This window comes from Epibacterium sp. ABV4_022 (genome assembly GCF_056159345.1).
Genome location: NZ_JBSWVA010000001.1, coordinates 3,426,830 through 3,441,589, shown reverse-complemented (window position 1 = coordinate 3,441,589; position 14,760 = coordinate 3,426,830). Strand labels below are relative to the sequence as shown.

Genomic DNA, 14,760 nt, shown 5'->3' with positions numbered 1-14,760 from the left:
CCGCACGTCCTGTCGCGGGGTCGCTCTGGGGCGGCCCCGCTTCCCTTGCCGGTGAGGCCGCGCCAACTCGCGATCTGCCTTGTCGGCCCCAATTCTTCTTCAGGAGCCAGTCATGCATCCAGCCATTCAAGGGCTGCTGACCATCGCCTTTGGCGTCGGGGGCTGTGTCGGCTATTTCTACCTCTCGAACCTTGTCCTCGACACGCTGATCTTTCCGGCGCGGGGCAAGGAGATTGCCCGCAATATCCGACGCGCCAATATGGTGCGACCGTGGCTGTTCCTGTTTCCGGCCCTGCTGGCGCTGGGGCTGTATCTGGCCTATCCGGTGGTGGAGACCCTGCGCCTGTCGCTGACCGAACGCCAGCCCGGCGGCGGGTCGGAGTTTGTCGGCCTTGCCAACTACAGCCAGATGCTGGGCGAGGATAAATTCTGGGAGGCGCTGCGCAACAATTTCCTCTGGCTTCTGGTGGTGCCTGCGGCCTCGACCGCGTTTGGCCTGCTGGCCGCGCAGCTCACCGACCGGCTGGCCTGGGGCAATATCGCAAAATCGCTGATCTTCATGCCGATGGCGATCTCCTTTGTCGGCGCGGCGGTGATCTGGAAACTGGTCTATGACGCCCGCCCGCCGGGCACCGAACAGATCGGCATCCTGAATGCGATCTACATCTGGCTTGGCGGTGTCGAGCCGCAGCAATGGCTGACCATTCCGTTCTGGAACAACTTTTTCCTGATGATGGTGCTGGTTTGGATTCAGACCGGCTTTGCCATGGTGATCCTGTCGGCTGCCCTGCGCGGCATCCCCGAGGAAACCATCGAGGCGGCCATCGTCGATGGCGCCGGTCCGTTCCAGATCTTCTTCAAGATCAAGGTGCCGCAGATCATGGGCACGATCGTGGTGGTCTGGACCACCATTACCATCGTGGTGCTGAAGATCTTCGACATCGTGTTTGCGCTGACCAACGGCCAGTGGGAAACGCAGGTTCTGGCCAACTACATGTACGACAAGCTGTTCCGCGCCAATGACTGGGGCGTCGGCTCGGCCTCGGCGATGATCATCATGCTGCTGGTGACGCCGATCCTGGTCTGGAACGTCTACAACGCACGCCGTGAAATGCGCTGAGGGAGGGCTTTGCCATGAATGCCATTGCAGGACAGAAGCCCGGGCTGATCTGGGCGCTTCGTATCTCGGTCATCGTGCTGGTGGGGCTGTGGCTGTTCCCGACCGTGGGGCTTTTGGTGTCGTCCTTCCGGACCGGCGACCAGATTGCCACCTCGGGCTGGTGGAAGGCACTGTTCCCGACCGAGCAGAACCTCACCCTGCGCACGGCCGCGCCCGATACCCAGGTGCAGGACGGTGATGTCTGGGTGATCGAGGGCAACCTGTTCGAAGATGACAGCGAGGCGGAAATCTCCGCCTGGGGCACCAACGCGCGCGACATCTCTGCCTATGGGCCGGGTGACACCGCCGAGCTGCGCCGAGGCGGTCAACTGACGGTGCAGGCCGACGGCAGCTATCGCCTTCAGGCCGAAGAGGAAATGGGCGGACGCCGGGGGCCCCGGGTCTTTGTCACCGCTGTGGTGCCGCCGGAATTCACGCTGCAGAACTATGAGACCATCCTGATCTCGGGTGGGTCGACCGACAATATGGCGCGGGCGTTTTTCAACACGCTGACGGTGACCATCCCGGCGACGATCATTCCGATCCTGGTGGCCGCCTTTGCCGCTTATGCGCTGGCGTGGATGGAGTTCCCGGGCCGTGCCCTGCTAATCGCCGCCATCGTGGGCCTGCTGGTGGTGCCGTTGCAGCTGGCGCTGATCCCGCTGCTGAAGTTCCACAACGAGATCGGCATCGGCAAGGGCTACCTCGGCGTCTGGATGGCGCATACCGGGTTTGGCCTGCCGCTGGCGATCTATCTGCTCCGGAACTACATGGTGGGCATCCCGCGCGACATCATCGAGAACGCCCGCGTCGATGGCGCAACCGATTTCCAGATCTTCACACGCATCATCCTGCCGCTGTCGTTCCCGGCGCTGGCCTCCTTTGCGATTTTCCAGTTCCTGTGGACCTGGAACGATCTTCTGGTGGCCATGGTGTTCCTGATCGACGCCACGGGCGAGACCACGGTGATGACCAAGCAGATCGTCGAGCTTCTGGGCACCCGCGGCGGCAATTGGGAGATCCTCGCGACCTCCGCCTTTGTCTCCATCGCGGTGCCGCTGGCGGTGTTCTTTGCCATGCAGAAATACCTGGTGCGTGGGCTTCTGGCCGGTTCGGTCAAGTGACCGACCCATGCACCGTGTTCAACTTTCAACCTCCGATGACGGACTTCACGACATGAACGCTCAGACCTCCATCAACCCCGCCTCCGTTCTGGCCAACGATCCTGACTGGTGGCGCGGGGCGGTGATCTACCAGATCTATCCGCGCAGCTATCAGGACAGCAACGGCGACGGCATCGGCGATCTGCCGGGCATCACCTCGCGGCTGGAGCACATCGCCTCGCTCGGGGTGGATGCAATCTGGATTTCGCCCTTCTTCACCTCGCCGATGAAGGACTACGGCTACGACGTCAGCGATTATTGTGACGTCGATCCGATGTTCGGCACATTGGCCGATTTTGACGCGCTGGTGGCCAAGGCGCATGACCTTGGCCTGCGGGTGATGATCGATCTGGTGCTGTCGCATACCTCCGACCAGCACCCGTGGTTCGCCGAGAGCCGCCAGAGCCGCGACAACCCCAAGGCCGACTGGTACGTCTGGGCCGACCCGCAGCCCGATGGCACGCCGCCGAACAACTGGCTGTCGATCTTTGGCGGCCCCGCCTGGCACTGGGACGCGCGGCGCGAACAATACTACCTGCACAACTTCCTCGTCTCACAGCCGGATTTGAACTTCCACTGCGACGCGGTGCAGGATGCCTTGCTGGACGCCACCCGGTTCTGGCTCGACCGCGGCGTCGATGGCTTCCGTCTGGACACTATCAACTTCTATATCCACGACAAGGAGCTGCGCTCCAACCCGGCGCTGCCCAAGGACCAGCGCAATGCCAATATCGCGCCGTCGGTGAACCCCTATAACCACCAGGAGCACCTCTATTCCAAGAACCAGCCGGAGAACCTTGAATTCCTGGCCCGGTTCCGGGCACTGCTGGATGAATACCCGGCAAAGACCGCGGTGGGCGAGGTGGGCGATGCGCAGCGCGGGCTGGAGATCCTCGGGCAGTACACCGCCGGCAATACCGGCGTGCATATGTGCTACGCGTTCGAATTTCTCGCCAAGGATCCGCTGAACGCAGCGCGGGTGGCAGAGGTGTTCGACACCGTCGATGAGGTGGCCGCCGATGGCTGGGCTTGCTGGGCGTTTTCCAACCACGACGTTGTCCGCCATGTCAGCCGCTGGAACCTGTCGGACGCGGCGCTGCGGCTTTATACCACCATGATGATGTGCCTGCGCGGGTCGGTCTGCATCTATCAGGGCGAGGAATTGGGCCTGCCCGAGGCCGACATCGCGTTCGAGGATCTGCAAGACCCCTATGGCATCGAGTTCTGGCCCGAATTCAAGGGCCGCGACGGCTGCCGCACGCCCATGGTCTGGGATCAGGGCAACACCTATGGCGGCTTCTCCGAGGCACGCCCCTGGTTGCCGGTGAGCCTGGAGCATGCAAACCGCGCAGTAAGCATGCAGGAAGCGGACCCGGACGCGCTGCTGCACCACTATCGCCGCGCCATTGCCCTGCGCCGCGCCCATGCCGCCCTGTCGCGGGGCAGTCATGACCGGGTGCAGGCCACGGGCAATGTGGTGCAGTTCACCCGCTCGGCAGAGGGCGAGGAGATCTTCTGCGCCTTCAACCTCGGTGACACACCGGCGGAAATCACTCTGCCCGCGGGCGCGTGGGAGCAGCTGGGTGCGGATCTGGGCACTGCGGACGTGGCGGCGACGGTGGGCACACTGACACTGGCTCCGTGGCAACCTTGCCTCGCACGGCGCGTATAAAACACTCTGGGAGGAGGACACCATGGCGAACCTGAAACTGACCGGAGTGGAAAAGACCTATGCCGGCGCGGTCAATGTCCTGAACGACATCAACCTCGATATCCAGCAGGGCGAGTTGATCGTCTTTGTGGGGCCGTCGGGCTGCGGCAAGTCCACGCTGTTGCGGATGATCGCGGGGCTGGAGCGGATCACCGGCGGCACGCTGGAGATCGACGGCGCGGTGATGAACGACATCCCTCCGGCGCAGCGTGGCATCGCCATGGTGTTCCAGTCCTACGCGCTCTACCCGCATATGACGGTGCGCGACAACATGGCCTTTGCGCTCAAGATTGCGGGCAAAAGCAAAGAGGAGATCGACGCCGCCATCGAGCGCGCGGCCAAGATCCTGCAGCTGGAGGATTACCTCGACCGCTTGCCCAAGGCGCTGTCGGGCGGGCAGCGGCAGCGGGTGGCGATCGGCCGCTCCATCGTGCGCGACCCCAAGGTTTATCTCTTTGACGAGCCGCTCTCGAACCTCGATGCGGCCCTGCGGGTGGCAACACGGATCGAGATCGCGCAGCTGAAAGAGTCGATGCCCGACAGCACCATGATCTACGTGACCCACGATCAGGTGGAAGCAATGACCCTGGCCAGCCGCATCGTGGTGCTGGCCAACAAGGGCATCGCCCAAGTGGGCACGCCGCTGGAGCTCTATGAGCGCCCCGAAAACGAGTTTGTGGCGCAGTTCATCGGCTCTCCGGCGATGAACCTGATCCCGGGCGAGGTGATCGCAACGGGCGAACAGACGCGGCTGCGGCTGGAACACGGCGAGGAGATCACCTCCACCGTGCCGACACGCGACAGCGATATGGGGTTGCAGGTGAATGTGGGTGTGCGCCCCGAGGACCTGTTCGAAGAGGGCGAGGGCGGTGCGGTGATCGACACCACCGTCAATATCGTCGAGGCGCTGGGAGAGGTCACGGTGCTGTATTTCACCGCAGCCCCGGGCCGGGAGCCGCTGATTGCCAAGCTTCCGGGCATCCACGGCGGGCTGCGAGGGCAGCGCGTGCGTCTCTTTGCCAGACCGGACAAGGTACATCTGTTCCACAACGGGCGGTCGCTTCTGTACCGCTGATCCTGCAAGCCGCCATTCTGTCGTCCACAGCTGCGCGCGTCCCGTTCGGGGCGCGCGTTTTTGCACCGACTCCTAAAACTTTAACGATTGCTGCCTCAGTTAAGGGATCTGAAACCTGTTCGAATGTGGCAATTGTGACAGATTTGGTGCGTCACATCGCTGATTTTGCGGTGGTATTATCCACCGAAACGGGAACAATCCGGGGAAATTGGCCCTGCATTCGCTACAATTTGTTTTAAATTCCATGACTTTAGGGTCAATTTGTCTTTATTGTTAACTTTTGTGCCCATAGTGCATGGGTTTTCTGCGATCCTGACCCTGATCTGACCTGGGGGGGTTAAGGTTTGTTAACACTGTCACAATCAATCCATGAATTGGTCCAAGGCCAACAGGGGCCAGCCATATTCCAGCCGCACGCCTGAACGAGGGTGTGAACGTGGGAAAATGGAGTGGAACCATGAGACTGATGCTAGCGATCATCGCGGCATGCCTGTCTTTCGGCATGTCCGAGTCTGCCATGGCCAAGGATCGCAGGGCCAGCAGCTTGCCGGGGTGGGAAGCTGTCGGGCGGCTCAATATAGCCGGAAAATACATGTGCACGGGAACGCTGATTGCGTCCAACCTCGTTCTGACCGCGGCGCATTGCGTCTATGATGCGCAGACCGGGCGGCGGGTGAACCCGCGCGGGATCCGCTTTGAGGCGGGGCTCGACGGGCGCCGGTTCAAGGCGGCGCGTATGGTCAGCAAGGCCGTGATACACCCGTCCTATCAGTTCCGCGCAGGCGGCGACGCGCAACTGGGACATGACATCGCGGTGCTGCGCCTGTCGACGCCGATCAGCCGGACCGAGATCCGTCCGTTTACGATGTCGGCCCGCGCCGACCGGGGGGCGAGTGTGGATGTGCTGTCCTACAGCTATCACAATGCAACGCGGGCCAGCCGTCAGCAGGGGTGCCATGTGCTGTCCCGCCGTACCCGCACGCTGGTGATGTCCTGCCGTGTCGATTTCGGAGCCTCCGGTGCACCGGTGCTGGACGTCACTCCGGGGCAGGCGCCCAAGATCGTCTCGGTGATTTCGTCAAAGGCCGCGATGGGCCATCGCCGGGTGTCGATCGGCACCGCTCTCGACAGTACGCTGCGAATGATGATGCAAAGCGCGATCTGACGACGCAGCCAGGCTGGCGGTGGGGCCAGCTTCAAGACAACGATGCCAGGTGTGACAGGCCAGAACGGCTGTCCCCCTCGCGACAGTGCAATGACGGCCCGCTGGATGTGTCAGCGGTGATCCGGACCCTGGCTGGCAGGGCCGGTTTCTTGCTGTTCTGCACCCGTGTCGCGCTCCCGGTCGGAGCCGGTCCTAGGGTTCGCGGAAGGCTTCGCGGGATTTGTAGAGCGGTTTCAGCAGGTAGCTCAGAATGGTCTTGGAGCCGGTCTGAAGTTCCGCGGTGGCGCGCATGCCGGGGCGGATCTCGATCTGCTGCTGGCGCGCGGTGAGGCTGGAGCGATCGACCCGCACCGTTACCCGGTAGTAGGGCGGCGCGTCCGGATCGCGCTCATCCTCGAAGGTATCGGCAGAGACGATGTCCACTTTGCCCCGGAGCGAGCCGTAGATGGTGTAATCATAGGCGGTGAGCTTGATGGTCACATCCTGACCGCGCTGCACGTTGGCGATATCCTCGGGCTTCACCCGCGCCTCGACAAACAGCTCTTCGCCCAGCGGGATGATCTCGAGGATCTCGTCACCGGGCCGGATCACGCCACCGATCGTGGTGACCGCGAGACTGTTGACGATGCCGGCCATCGGCGAGGTAATCACGGTGCGCTCCAGCTGATCGCGGGCGAGCCGCTGTTCCTGCCGCAGCGAGGTCAGTTCGCGCAGGGTGTCAGAGTACTCCTCGGCCAGTTCCAGTTCCGACTGGGTGCCGATCTCGTCGAACTTTGCCTGTGCGTCGCTGACCTTCTTCTTGGCTTCGTTCACCTCCAGCAACGCCACGATCTTTTGCTCGTGCAGGGAGCGCAGGTTCGACAATTCGTTCTTCAACTGGCGCAGGATGTCCTCGGCGCTGTTGCGGCGGCTGTCGAAATCGCTCTGACGGGCCTTGAGCAGCGCCCGCTCCGACGCGAGGATGGAAGGCGAACGGCTTGCCAGCGCCCCGGGCACCGTGAACTCATAGGCGCCCTCGATCTCGGCTTCCAGCCGGTATTGCTTGATCTCAAGCGCGTCGATCTGGTCTTGCAGGTCGTCGGACGCGGCGCGGAACTTGGTGTCCTGGAGCTTGGCCAGAACCTGTCCGGCCTGCACCGTATCGCCTTGGCGCACGTGCAGCTCGGCCAGGATGCCGCCTTCGAGGTTCTGCACGATCTGCGAGCGGGACGAGGACACCACCTGGCCATCGGCGCGCACGATTTCATCGACCGAGGCAAAGCCGGCCCAGGTCAGGAACAGCACCAGCACCAGCGCCACCAGCTTGATCATGCGGCTGGCGCCGTGGGTGCCTTCGAGAATGTCCATATCGGCTGCAATGCTCATGAGGCTTTGCCCCCTCCGTTCAGATGCGCCAGAACCTCGTCGCGAGGGCCGTCGACGACCATACGTCCGGCTTGCAGGATCAGGGTGCGATTGGTCAGAGACAGGATCGGCATGCGGTGGGTTGCAATGATGGCCGTGCGGTCGCCGAGCCAGTCATCCAACCGGCTGACGAGGGTACGCTCCAGGGTCTGGTCCAGGGCCGCAGTGGGTTCGTCCAGCAACACGACTGAGGGGTTCTGCAGGTGCAGCCGGGCCCAACCCACGGCCTGACGCTGGCCGATCGACAGGCCCGCGCCGCCGTCACCGATCTGCAAGTCCAGGCCGCGCGGGTGGCTGCGCACAAACGGGGCGAGGCCGGCAAATTCCAGCGCCGTCATCAGCTGTTCGTCGTCATGGGTCAGATAAGAGAGGTTCAGGTTGTCGCGCAGCGTGCCGGCAAAGAGCTTCACCTCCTGGCCGAGATAGCCGATGTGACGGCGCAGGTCGCGCGGCTCGATCTGGCTCATGTCGGTGCCGTCGATCATCACGCGGCCACGTTCGGGGGCGTAGAGGCCTGAGAGCAGCTTCAGCAGGGTCGATTTGCCCGAACCGTTCACACCAAGGACCGCGACGCGCTGGCCGGGGGTGATGGCCACGGCGGGCACATCCACGGTTGGCGCGCCTTCGGGGTCGTAGCGGAACACCACCTCGCGCAGCTCAAAGCGGCCTTCGATGGTCTCGCGGCGCAGATAGGCGCGACCTTTCTCGCGTTCTTGCGGGGCGGTGGCGATGACGTCCAGTGCATCCAGCGCCGCACGCACATTGCTCCAACGCGCCAGCGTGCCGGCGAATTGCGTCAGCGGCGCCAGCGTGCGGCTGGTCAGGATGCCGGTGGCGATGATGGTGCCGACGGTGAATTCGCCGGCAAAGACCATGTAGGTGCCCAGGATCACGGCGCAGATATAGGTGGCCTGCTGTACGCCCTGGCTCCAGTAGGTCAGGGCGCTCGCCATTTTGCGCTGCCCGTTGGAGGCCTGCGAGGACAACAGGTTCAGCTCGTCCCAGAGCCGCAGGATGCGTTCCTCGCCGCGCTGGGTCTTGATGGTCTCCATCTCGCTGACAACCTCTTGCAGCAGCCGGCCGCTCTTGGCCGAGGCGCCCTGCGCCTGGCGGGTCATCGCCAGCATCTTTTTCTGGATGAAGTAGCCGGGCAGCAGCATCAGCACGCCGCCGATCATGATCACATAGACCACCGGGCCGCCGATCGAGGCCACCAGCAGCAGGAACACGGCGATAAAGGGCACATCCGCCAGCGTCGACAGGGTGGAGGAGGTAAAGAACTCCCGCACCGAGGAAAAATCGCGCATCGCGGCGAACAGGCCGGAGGGCGGCAGCGGGCTCTGATCCATGCGCAGGCCGATGACCCGGCGCATCAGCTTGTGCTGCACGGCCATGTCGATCTGGCGTCCGGCGGCGTCGGTGATGCGGGCCCGGGCGAGCTTCAGCAGCCCTTCCATCCCGATCGCCATCAGCGCCCCGATCGCCAGCACCCAGAGGGTCGCCTGTGACTGATGCGGCACCACCCGGTCATAGACCTGCAGTGAGAACAGTGCCACCGCGACGGCCAGCACATTGGCCACCAGCGAGCCGAGCATGATCTCACTCATCTGGCGGCGGTACTTGGGAAATTCCCCCCAGAACCAATGCGATGTGTCGAGTTGGGGCGTATGGCGCTGGGTCAGCTGTGCGAGCGTCGCGCGCGCGGTCAGAACCTGCCCGGTAAAGAAGGGCATGAAATCCTGCATCGGCACTTCGGCCCGATTGTCAGGACAGGACGTATCGTAGATGGTCACACCGGCGTTGCCCTGGCTCAGCACCAGCACCGGCTGGCCACCCTGCATGATCGCGATCGCGGGCCAGGTGCGTGCGGTGGGGCGTTTGACCTGCTGCACCCGGGCCTTCAGCCCGGAGGAGATCAGTGCGCTCATCATCGCTTCGGGGCGCAGGGAGGCCGCGCCGCTGGCCTGGAGCTGTTCGACCAGATCCTGCGGTGCCAGCGTCACCCCGCGCAGCGAGGCCAGGCGGCACATGAGCTGAGCCCGCGCCTTGATCCGGTCGTGATACGGGACAGCGTCCTCGGGGGCGGGGTCCGTGTCCTGCGCGGATGGAGCAGTGATCGCCGTGGGAGAGATCGTCGCGATGGTCTCCTCCTCGCGACCCGGTTCCGGGGGCGCGGCGGCATCGCTTTCGCGCGCTGCACTGTCGTCCGTGGGGGCTGGGGGAAGGCTGGGTGTCATCGACGCCTGCGGGGCGCGTTCGCGCATCTCTGCCTCGGGGCGCGGGCCGTCCTGGGCTGAGGTTTCGGCAGGCGAGGGGGCCACCATGGAAATCTTGACCGGAGCCTTGCCCCCTTTGCCAGCGGGACCGGAGGCGCGCCCCTTGAGAGCACGCCCGCCGGTCACGGAGGAGAGCTTCAAGCCGCGCTTGGCTGGTTTGGGCGCCGTTGCGGGCGGAGTCTGATTGTCGTGATCCGTCAAATCTTGTCCCCATCCGCCAACAGACCCAGCGAGGCCGCAAGCGCCAGCTGGATCAGCACAACTTCATATTTTGCGTCGATATAGGCCTGTTCCCGCTTTACCAGTTCCTCGTAGATCGGGATCACGTCCATGACCGGGCGCTGACCGGCCTCGAACTGGGCCTTGAACAGGTTGTAGGTTTCGCGGCTGGCGCGTGACAGCGACAGGGCCTCGCGTTCCTGGCGGCGATAGGAGGCCAGGCGCTGGATCTCGCGGCTGTACTCGCGCCGTGCCTCTTCCTCCACCTCGCCGATGCGACGGCGGGCGGCTTCTTTGGAGGCTTCGACGGCCTGCAAGGCGGCGGGCGTGCCAAGGCCAAGCGGCTCGGCCAGGTTCAACAGCACGCCGGCGCCCTCACCCTCGCTGCCGACCTGTCCGGTCGCAGAGACCTGCGGCAAAAGGCCGGCGCGCTCCATCTTGGCCTGTTCGATGGTGCGGGTGGCCTCGGATTGGGCCTTCAGGACGCTCAGGTAGGCGCTGCCGTCCGGCGGCAGGCTCAGGTCCAGCCGCTGCGGCGAGGCCGGGAACTGCTGGCCTGTCATCGCTTCCAGCTCGGCGCGGGCGGTGCGGGCGGCATCATTGGCCGTGGCCATGCTGGATTGCACGCCGCTGATCTTGGACTGCACCACATTGAGGTCGGAGCGGTCCGACACGCCCCCGTTGACGCGGCCCACCACCACGCGCTCGAAATCGCGCATGGTGCGGATGGCGCGATGGGCATAGGCGGCTTTCTCGTCCCCGCGCAGCCCTGCCACATAAAGCGAGAGCGCGGTTTCGACCCGGTCGTTCATGTCTTCGGACAGGGTGACGGCGGCCACCTCCACGTCGGCGGCGGCAAAGGCGCGTTCGGCCTTGCGGCGGCCATTGTCGAACAGCACCTGCTCCAGAAGCAGGCTTGCGACCATTTCACCGAGATCGTTGAGGCTCACGCTGGGACGCAGAGAGGGCAGCCAGTTCTTTGACTTTGCCTCGGCGCGCAGCTTGGCACTGATGAGGTCGGATTCGGAGGCACGGGCAGAGGCCGACAGCGCCGCATCCGCGACGGTATCGTAAATACTGCCCGGTTCCAGCAGCGAGCGGCGCTGCATCAGCGCCGAGATGACTTCGGATTGCGGGGCATCTTCCGCCTGGGCGAAATTGCTGCGCGCAGCGCCGGTTGCCGGATCTCCCGCCGCGGTTCCGGGGGCGGGCAGATCACAGGCCGTCAGGCTGCACATCAGTGCAACGGCAGAAATGCGTCGTGCCAGAGCCATAGCTGTCCCTCGTGCCTCAGATCCCGTGGTTGATCCACGGGTTATCGCCTCGGCGCGCCCCGACCGCCCCCACGCGGAGGGCAGGCGGCGCGCGCGCCGGGCGTTTTTAGATGATGACATTCACGTCGTCTTCGACCAGGAGCGTGGTGTCACCGTCGCCGATGGTGTAGACATTAAAATCACCACTCTCGTCAGTACCTTGAAGCGTGGCACCAATCAGCGTCACGGTGTCATCCGATCCGCCCAAGATCGTGACCGAGTCGGAGTTCCCCGAAAGGGCATTGATGTCGGCCTCTGTAAGTTCCAGAGAGACCTGATCGGCGAACTCCAAATTCAGCTGGTCGATGTTGAATGCCGAAACGCCAGCGTGGTCGATGGTTCCGCTTTCGGTCGCGTTGTCTTCAAAGAACACCATCGTGGAGGAGCTGTTGCCCGCCGCATCCTCGGTGCTGACCACCAGGTTGGTGCCATCGGCCACGACGTCGTCGAACATCAACATGGTGCTGCTGCCCACGTCAAAAGAGGTGGTCTCCTGAACCTCGGAGGTGCCATTGGCCTCCAGGGTGCTGACGGAGAGGCTGTCGGCGGTGTCTTCCACGTTGATATTGGTGAGGTTGTCGTCCCCATCAGTGCCGGTTCCGGTAATCACCGCGGTGCTGATATCTGTATCAATGCTGAAGTCCTGGGTGATGGTCTCCACATTCCCGGCCTCGTCGGTGGCGGAAATGGTGGCGGTCACATCACGGGAGTCCGTGCCCAGGTCATCCCCGTCGAGCGTCAGGCTCCAGTTGCCATCGTCGTCGACGCTGGCCGGGTAGGTGGTGCCATCGATTTCCACAGAAACAGTGGAGCCTTCCTCGACTGTGCCAGCCAGGGTGAAGCCGGAGTTCAACTCGGACGTGTTGACCACATCGTCCGAGGTCTGAAGCGTCTCGGACCCATAGTTCACCACCTCGGTGTCGAGCGCCACCGTGTCGCTGTCGGTCTCGGTGTTGCCGAGGTCATCGCTGATCGAGGCGGTAACATCGAGCGTGTCTGTGCCTTCATCAATCTCGCTGGCGTCGAAATCATAGGACCAGTTGCCGTCGGCGTCGGCGACGGTGGTGCCACTGGCATCGCCGAGCGTCACGGTGACGGTCTCGCCCGCGGTTGCGGTGCCGGTGATGGTCACACCGTCCGCGCGCTCCGCGGCGTTGATAATGTCGTCGGTTTCGATCGGGTCATCGTCAAGCTGGACAAAACCGGCATCGGTATCGACCGCGATGGTCGATGTCGCCGTCGCGGTATTGCCCGCCGTATCGGTCGATGTGACCGTGATCTCGCGATCATATTCGCCCTCGGTGTCAAACACGGTGCCCGAGGGGTAGGTGACGGTCCAGGTGCCATCGCTGGCTGCGGTGGTTGTGCGGGTGACCCCTTCGATGGTGACTTCGACGGTGGCCCCGGCCTCGGCTGTGCCGGTAATCGCCACACCCGCCGCCGCTTCTGCCGCGGTGACGATGTCATCCCCGCCCGACAGGCCGCTGTCGATGGTGACGGCGGTTTCGGTATCCACCTCCAGCACATCCGTCGTGGTGGTGCTGTTGCCATGCGGGTCGGTGGTGGTGATGGTGATCCCGGTTTCGTATTCGCCGGTTTCGATTTCATCAGAGGTAAAGGTCACCGACCAGGTGCCGTCTTCGGCGACCGTGGTGGTCTGAGTGGCGCCGTTGATTTCCAAGGAAACCGTCGCGCCCGCCTCGCCGGTGCCGGTGATGATGGTGCCGCTGGCCTGCTCGTCGCCGTCGACGATATCGCCGACCGACTGTGTGCCTTCGGTGATGATGACGGTGGGCGGCTCGGAGTCGATGTCGATGGTGGGGCCGTCCAGGTCCTCGTAGGTGGTGCCATCGGGGGCGACCACGTCAACCACGGTTTCATAGACCCCGTCATCGGGCAGATCATCGGTGGGAACGTTCACCGACCAGGTGCCGTCATCCTCGACAGTAGTGGTGACCACCACATCGCCGATGGTGACCTCCACATCGGAGCCCGCTTCGCCGGTTCCGGAAATGGTCACGCCGTCAGGGTCGCCCTCGGGGACATCATAGGTGCCGTCGGCATCATTGACGGTCGGCACGATGGTGTCGGTGCCGCCGTCACCTCCGTCGCCATCGCCGCCGCCTCCACCGCCGCCGCCGCCTCCGACGCCGGCAATGACCGCAGCACCCGCCGCTGCGGCACCTACGCCGCCAAGCCCGCCGAGGAGGGGCGCGGCCAGGGGTGCGACCACCGGTTCGATGCGGTCCACATCGAGGAAGACCATATCGTCATAGGCGCTCCACTTGCCCGACAGGTCCAGCGGCTCGTAGCTGGCAAACAGCATGCCTTCGGATTTGTCCTCCAGGACAACCTCGATGAAATCGCCCTCGTCGCTGAGGAACAGGTTTTTCGGACCGGTGCTGGCGGTGTCGTAGAACCCGTCCAGCTCCACCACGGTGCCGTCTGCCAGGGTGATGTGCAGGTCACTCCCCCGGCGGGCGTAGCTTTCGACATCGGTCGGATCGAGGTTGAGGGAAATATCCTTGGCCCCGGTTGTCGGGATGATGGAAGGGGATCCTTCTGCCGAGGTGCCATGCTGGTTGGTGCCCAACGCATCGCGGGCAATAAATGCAACGGTGCTCATGCTAAACTGCTCACTTTATACAGGACACGCCCTCATGCGAGGCACGCGCCGCTGGTTTCATTCGCCTATATGTGTCTGCCGTGTGCCGTCTCTGCGGCTTTATTGAGGTTAATATGCATTCATCTCTAATTATGTGTCCAGTCCAAGATTTACGTGGGGGACCATGAATGAGGCCGGGGCGTGCCTCAAACTCCTCACTTTTTTGACTTCTCCGGCGCGGAGTGACCAATTTGCCTCAGTTCTTAAGGAAGTGTTACCGGCGCCAAAAAGGCGGACGCGGCCCGTCGTGTGGCACCGTTCAGCATCGCAAAGCAGCTGTGAAGCGGTGTTGCACAGGCCGTCCGGAGCGTCGCGGCTGCGGGTCAATAACGAGGCATTCACACTTTCTGACGCTCTGATCGCTCACATTTGAAGCAGAGGAACATAAAAGTTTACTGGTATTAATAGAAAATATACCAAAGTTCGTTATGCTGAGTGGCACATGTAGTGTATGCTATCAGTAAAAGATATCCGACGCCGAGGCCCTTGGCGCCAGTCAAAATCCCTCTACCGTTAAGGGAGAGAGGGGTGCTGGGTCGGGAGACGGCCACGAGCGCCGAGCAGAACCCAAAGACCACACTTAACGCGGACACCTCAACGGCCCTCGTCA

9 protein-coding genes are annotated in these 14,760 nt (G+C 63.4%); 5 read left to right on the top strand and 4 right to left on the bottom strand.

Annotated features, from left to right (window positions below):
- Positions 1 to 112: 112 nt before the first annotated feature.
- The 5 genes from ACXAF5_RS16195 to ACXAF5_RS16175 all read left to right on the top strand — a co-directional run bounded on the left by ACXAF5_RS16195 (position 113) and on the right by ACXAF5_RS16175 (position 6,273).
- Entirely contained in the window at positions 113 to 1,120 is a 1,008-nt protein-coding gene (locus ACXAF5_RS16195) for a carbohydrate ABC transporter permease (RefSeq protein WP_474947384.1), read from the top strand.
- Between the two features lie 14 nt (positions 1,121 to 1,134).
- The gene (locus ACXAF5_RS16190) at positions 1,135 to 2,283 is read left to right on the top strand and encodes a carbohydrate ABC transporter permease (protein WP_239323196.1); all 1,149 of its coding nucleotides are present in this window, start codon (positions 1,135 to 1,137) and stop codon (positions 2,281 to 2,283) included.
- A 52-nt stretch (positions 2,284 to 2,335) separates the two neighbouring features.
- Positions 2,336 to 3,994 (top strand): beta-galactosidase BglA, encoded by a 1,659-nt coding sequence (bglA, locus tag ACXAF5_RS16185; protein ID WP_474947383.1) that lies wholly within the window; start codon positions 2,336 to 2,338, stop codon positions 3,992 to 3,994.
- Positions 3,995 to 4,016: 22 nt separating this feature from the next.
- Positions 4,017 to 5,108, top strand: a complete 1,092-nt coding sequence (locus ACXAF5_RS16180; protein WP_239323194.1) for an ABC transporter ATP-binding protein — start codon at positions 4,017 to 4,019, stop codon at positions 5,106 to 5,108.
- Between the two features lie 457 nt (positions 5,109 to 5,565).
- Positions 5,566 to 6,273, top strand: coding sequence for a trypsin-like serine peptidase (locus tag ACXAF5_RS16175; RefSeq protein ID WP_474947382.1), 708 nt, complete (start codon positions 5,566 to 5,568; stop codon positions 6,271 to 6,273).
- Positions 6,274 to 6,465: 192 nt separating this feature from the next.
- Here ACXAF5_RS16175 and ACXAF5_RS16170 read toward each other — a convergent pair whose 3' ends face one another.
- The 4 genes from ACXAF5_RS16170 to ACXAF5_RS16155 all read right to left on the bottom strand — a co-directional run bounded on the left by ACXAF5_RS16170 (position 6,466) and on the right by ACXAF5_RS16155 (position 14,111).
- Entirely contained in the window at positions 6,466 to 7,638 is a 1,173-nt protein-coding gene (locus ACXAF5_RS16170) for an HlyD family type I secretion periplasmic adaptor subunit (protein WP_239323192.1), read from the bottom strand.
- Positions 7,635 to 10,154: a type I secretion system permease/ATPase gene (locus tag ACXAF5_RS16165; RefSeq protein WP_474947381.1), complete on the bottom strand. Its 2,520-nt coding sequence runs from the start codon at positions 10,152 to 10,154 to the stop codon at positions 7,635 to 7,637. Before ACXAF5_RS16165 ends, ACXAF5_RS16170 begins: the two co-directional genes overlap by 4 nt.
- Complete coding sequence (locus ACXAF5_RS16160) at positions 10,151 to 11,446, bottom strand: TolC family protein (RefSeq protein ID WP_239323190.1); 1,296 nt, start codon at positions 11,444 to 11,446, stop codon at positions 10,151 to 10,153. The genes ACXAF5_RS16165 and ACXAF5_RS16160 overlap by 4 nt, the downstream gene beginning before the upstream one ends.
- Before the next feature lie 106 nt (positions 11,447 to 11,552).
- Positions 11,553 to 14,111 (bottom strand): Ig-like domain-containing protein, encoded by a 2,559-nt coding sequence (locus tag ACXAF5_RS16155; RefSeq protein ID WP_474947380.1) that lies wholly within the window; start codon positions 14,109 to 14,111, stop codon positions 11,553 to 11,555.
- Positions 14,112 to 14,760 lie beyond the last annotated feature (649 nt).

What these genes read in the sequence shown, in the direction of transcription:
- ACXAF5_RS16195 (WP_474947384.1), top strand. Translation starts at nt 113, where the DNA reads ATGCATCCAGCCATTCAAGGGCTGCTGACCATCGCCTTTGGCGTCGGG.
- ACXAF5_RS16190 (WP_239323196.1), top strand. Translation starts at nt 1,135, where the DNA reads ATGAATGCCATTGCAGGACAGAAGCCCGGGCTGATCTGGGCGCTTCGT.
- bglA (WP_474947383.1), top strand. Translation starts at nt 2,336, where the DNA reads ATGAACGCTCAGACCTCCATCAACCCCGCCTCCGTTCTGGCCAACGAT.
- ACXAF5_RS16180 (WP_239323194.1), top strand. Translation starts at nt 4,017, where the DNA reads ATGGCGAACCTGAAACTGACCGGAGTGGAAAAGACCTATGCCGGCGCG.
- ACXAF5_RS16175 (WP_474947382.1), top strand. Translation starts at nt 5,566, where the DNA reads ATGAGACTGATGCTAGCGATCATCGCGGCATGCCTGTCTTTCGGCATG.
- ACXAF5_RS16170 (WP_239323192.1), bottom strand. Translation starts at nt 7,638, where the DNA reads ATGAGCATTGCAGCCGATATGGACATTCTCGAAGGCACCCACGGCGCC.
- ACXAF5_RS16160 (WP_239323190.1), bottom strand. Translation starts at nt 11,446, where the DNA reads ATGGCTCTGGCACGACGCATTTCTGCCGTTGCACTGATGTGCAGCCTG.
- ACXAF5_RS16155 (WP_474947380.1), bottom strand. Translation starts at nt 14,111, where the DNA reads ATGAGCACCGTTGCATTTATTGCCCGCGATGCGTTGGGCACCAACCAG.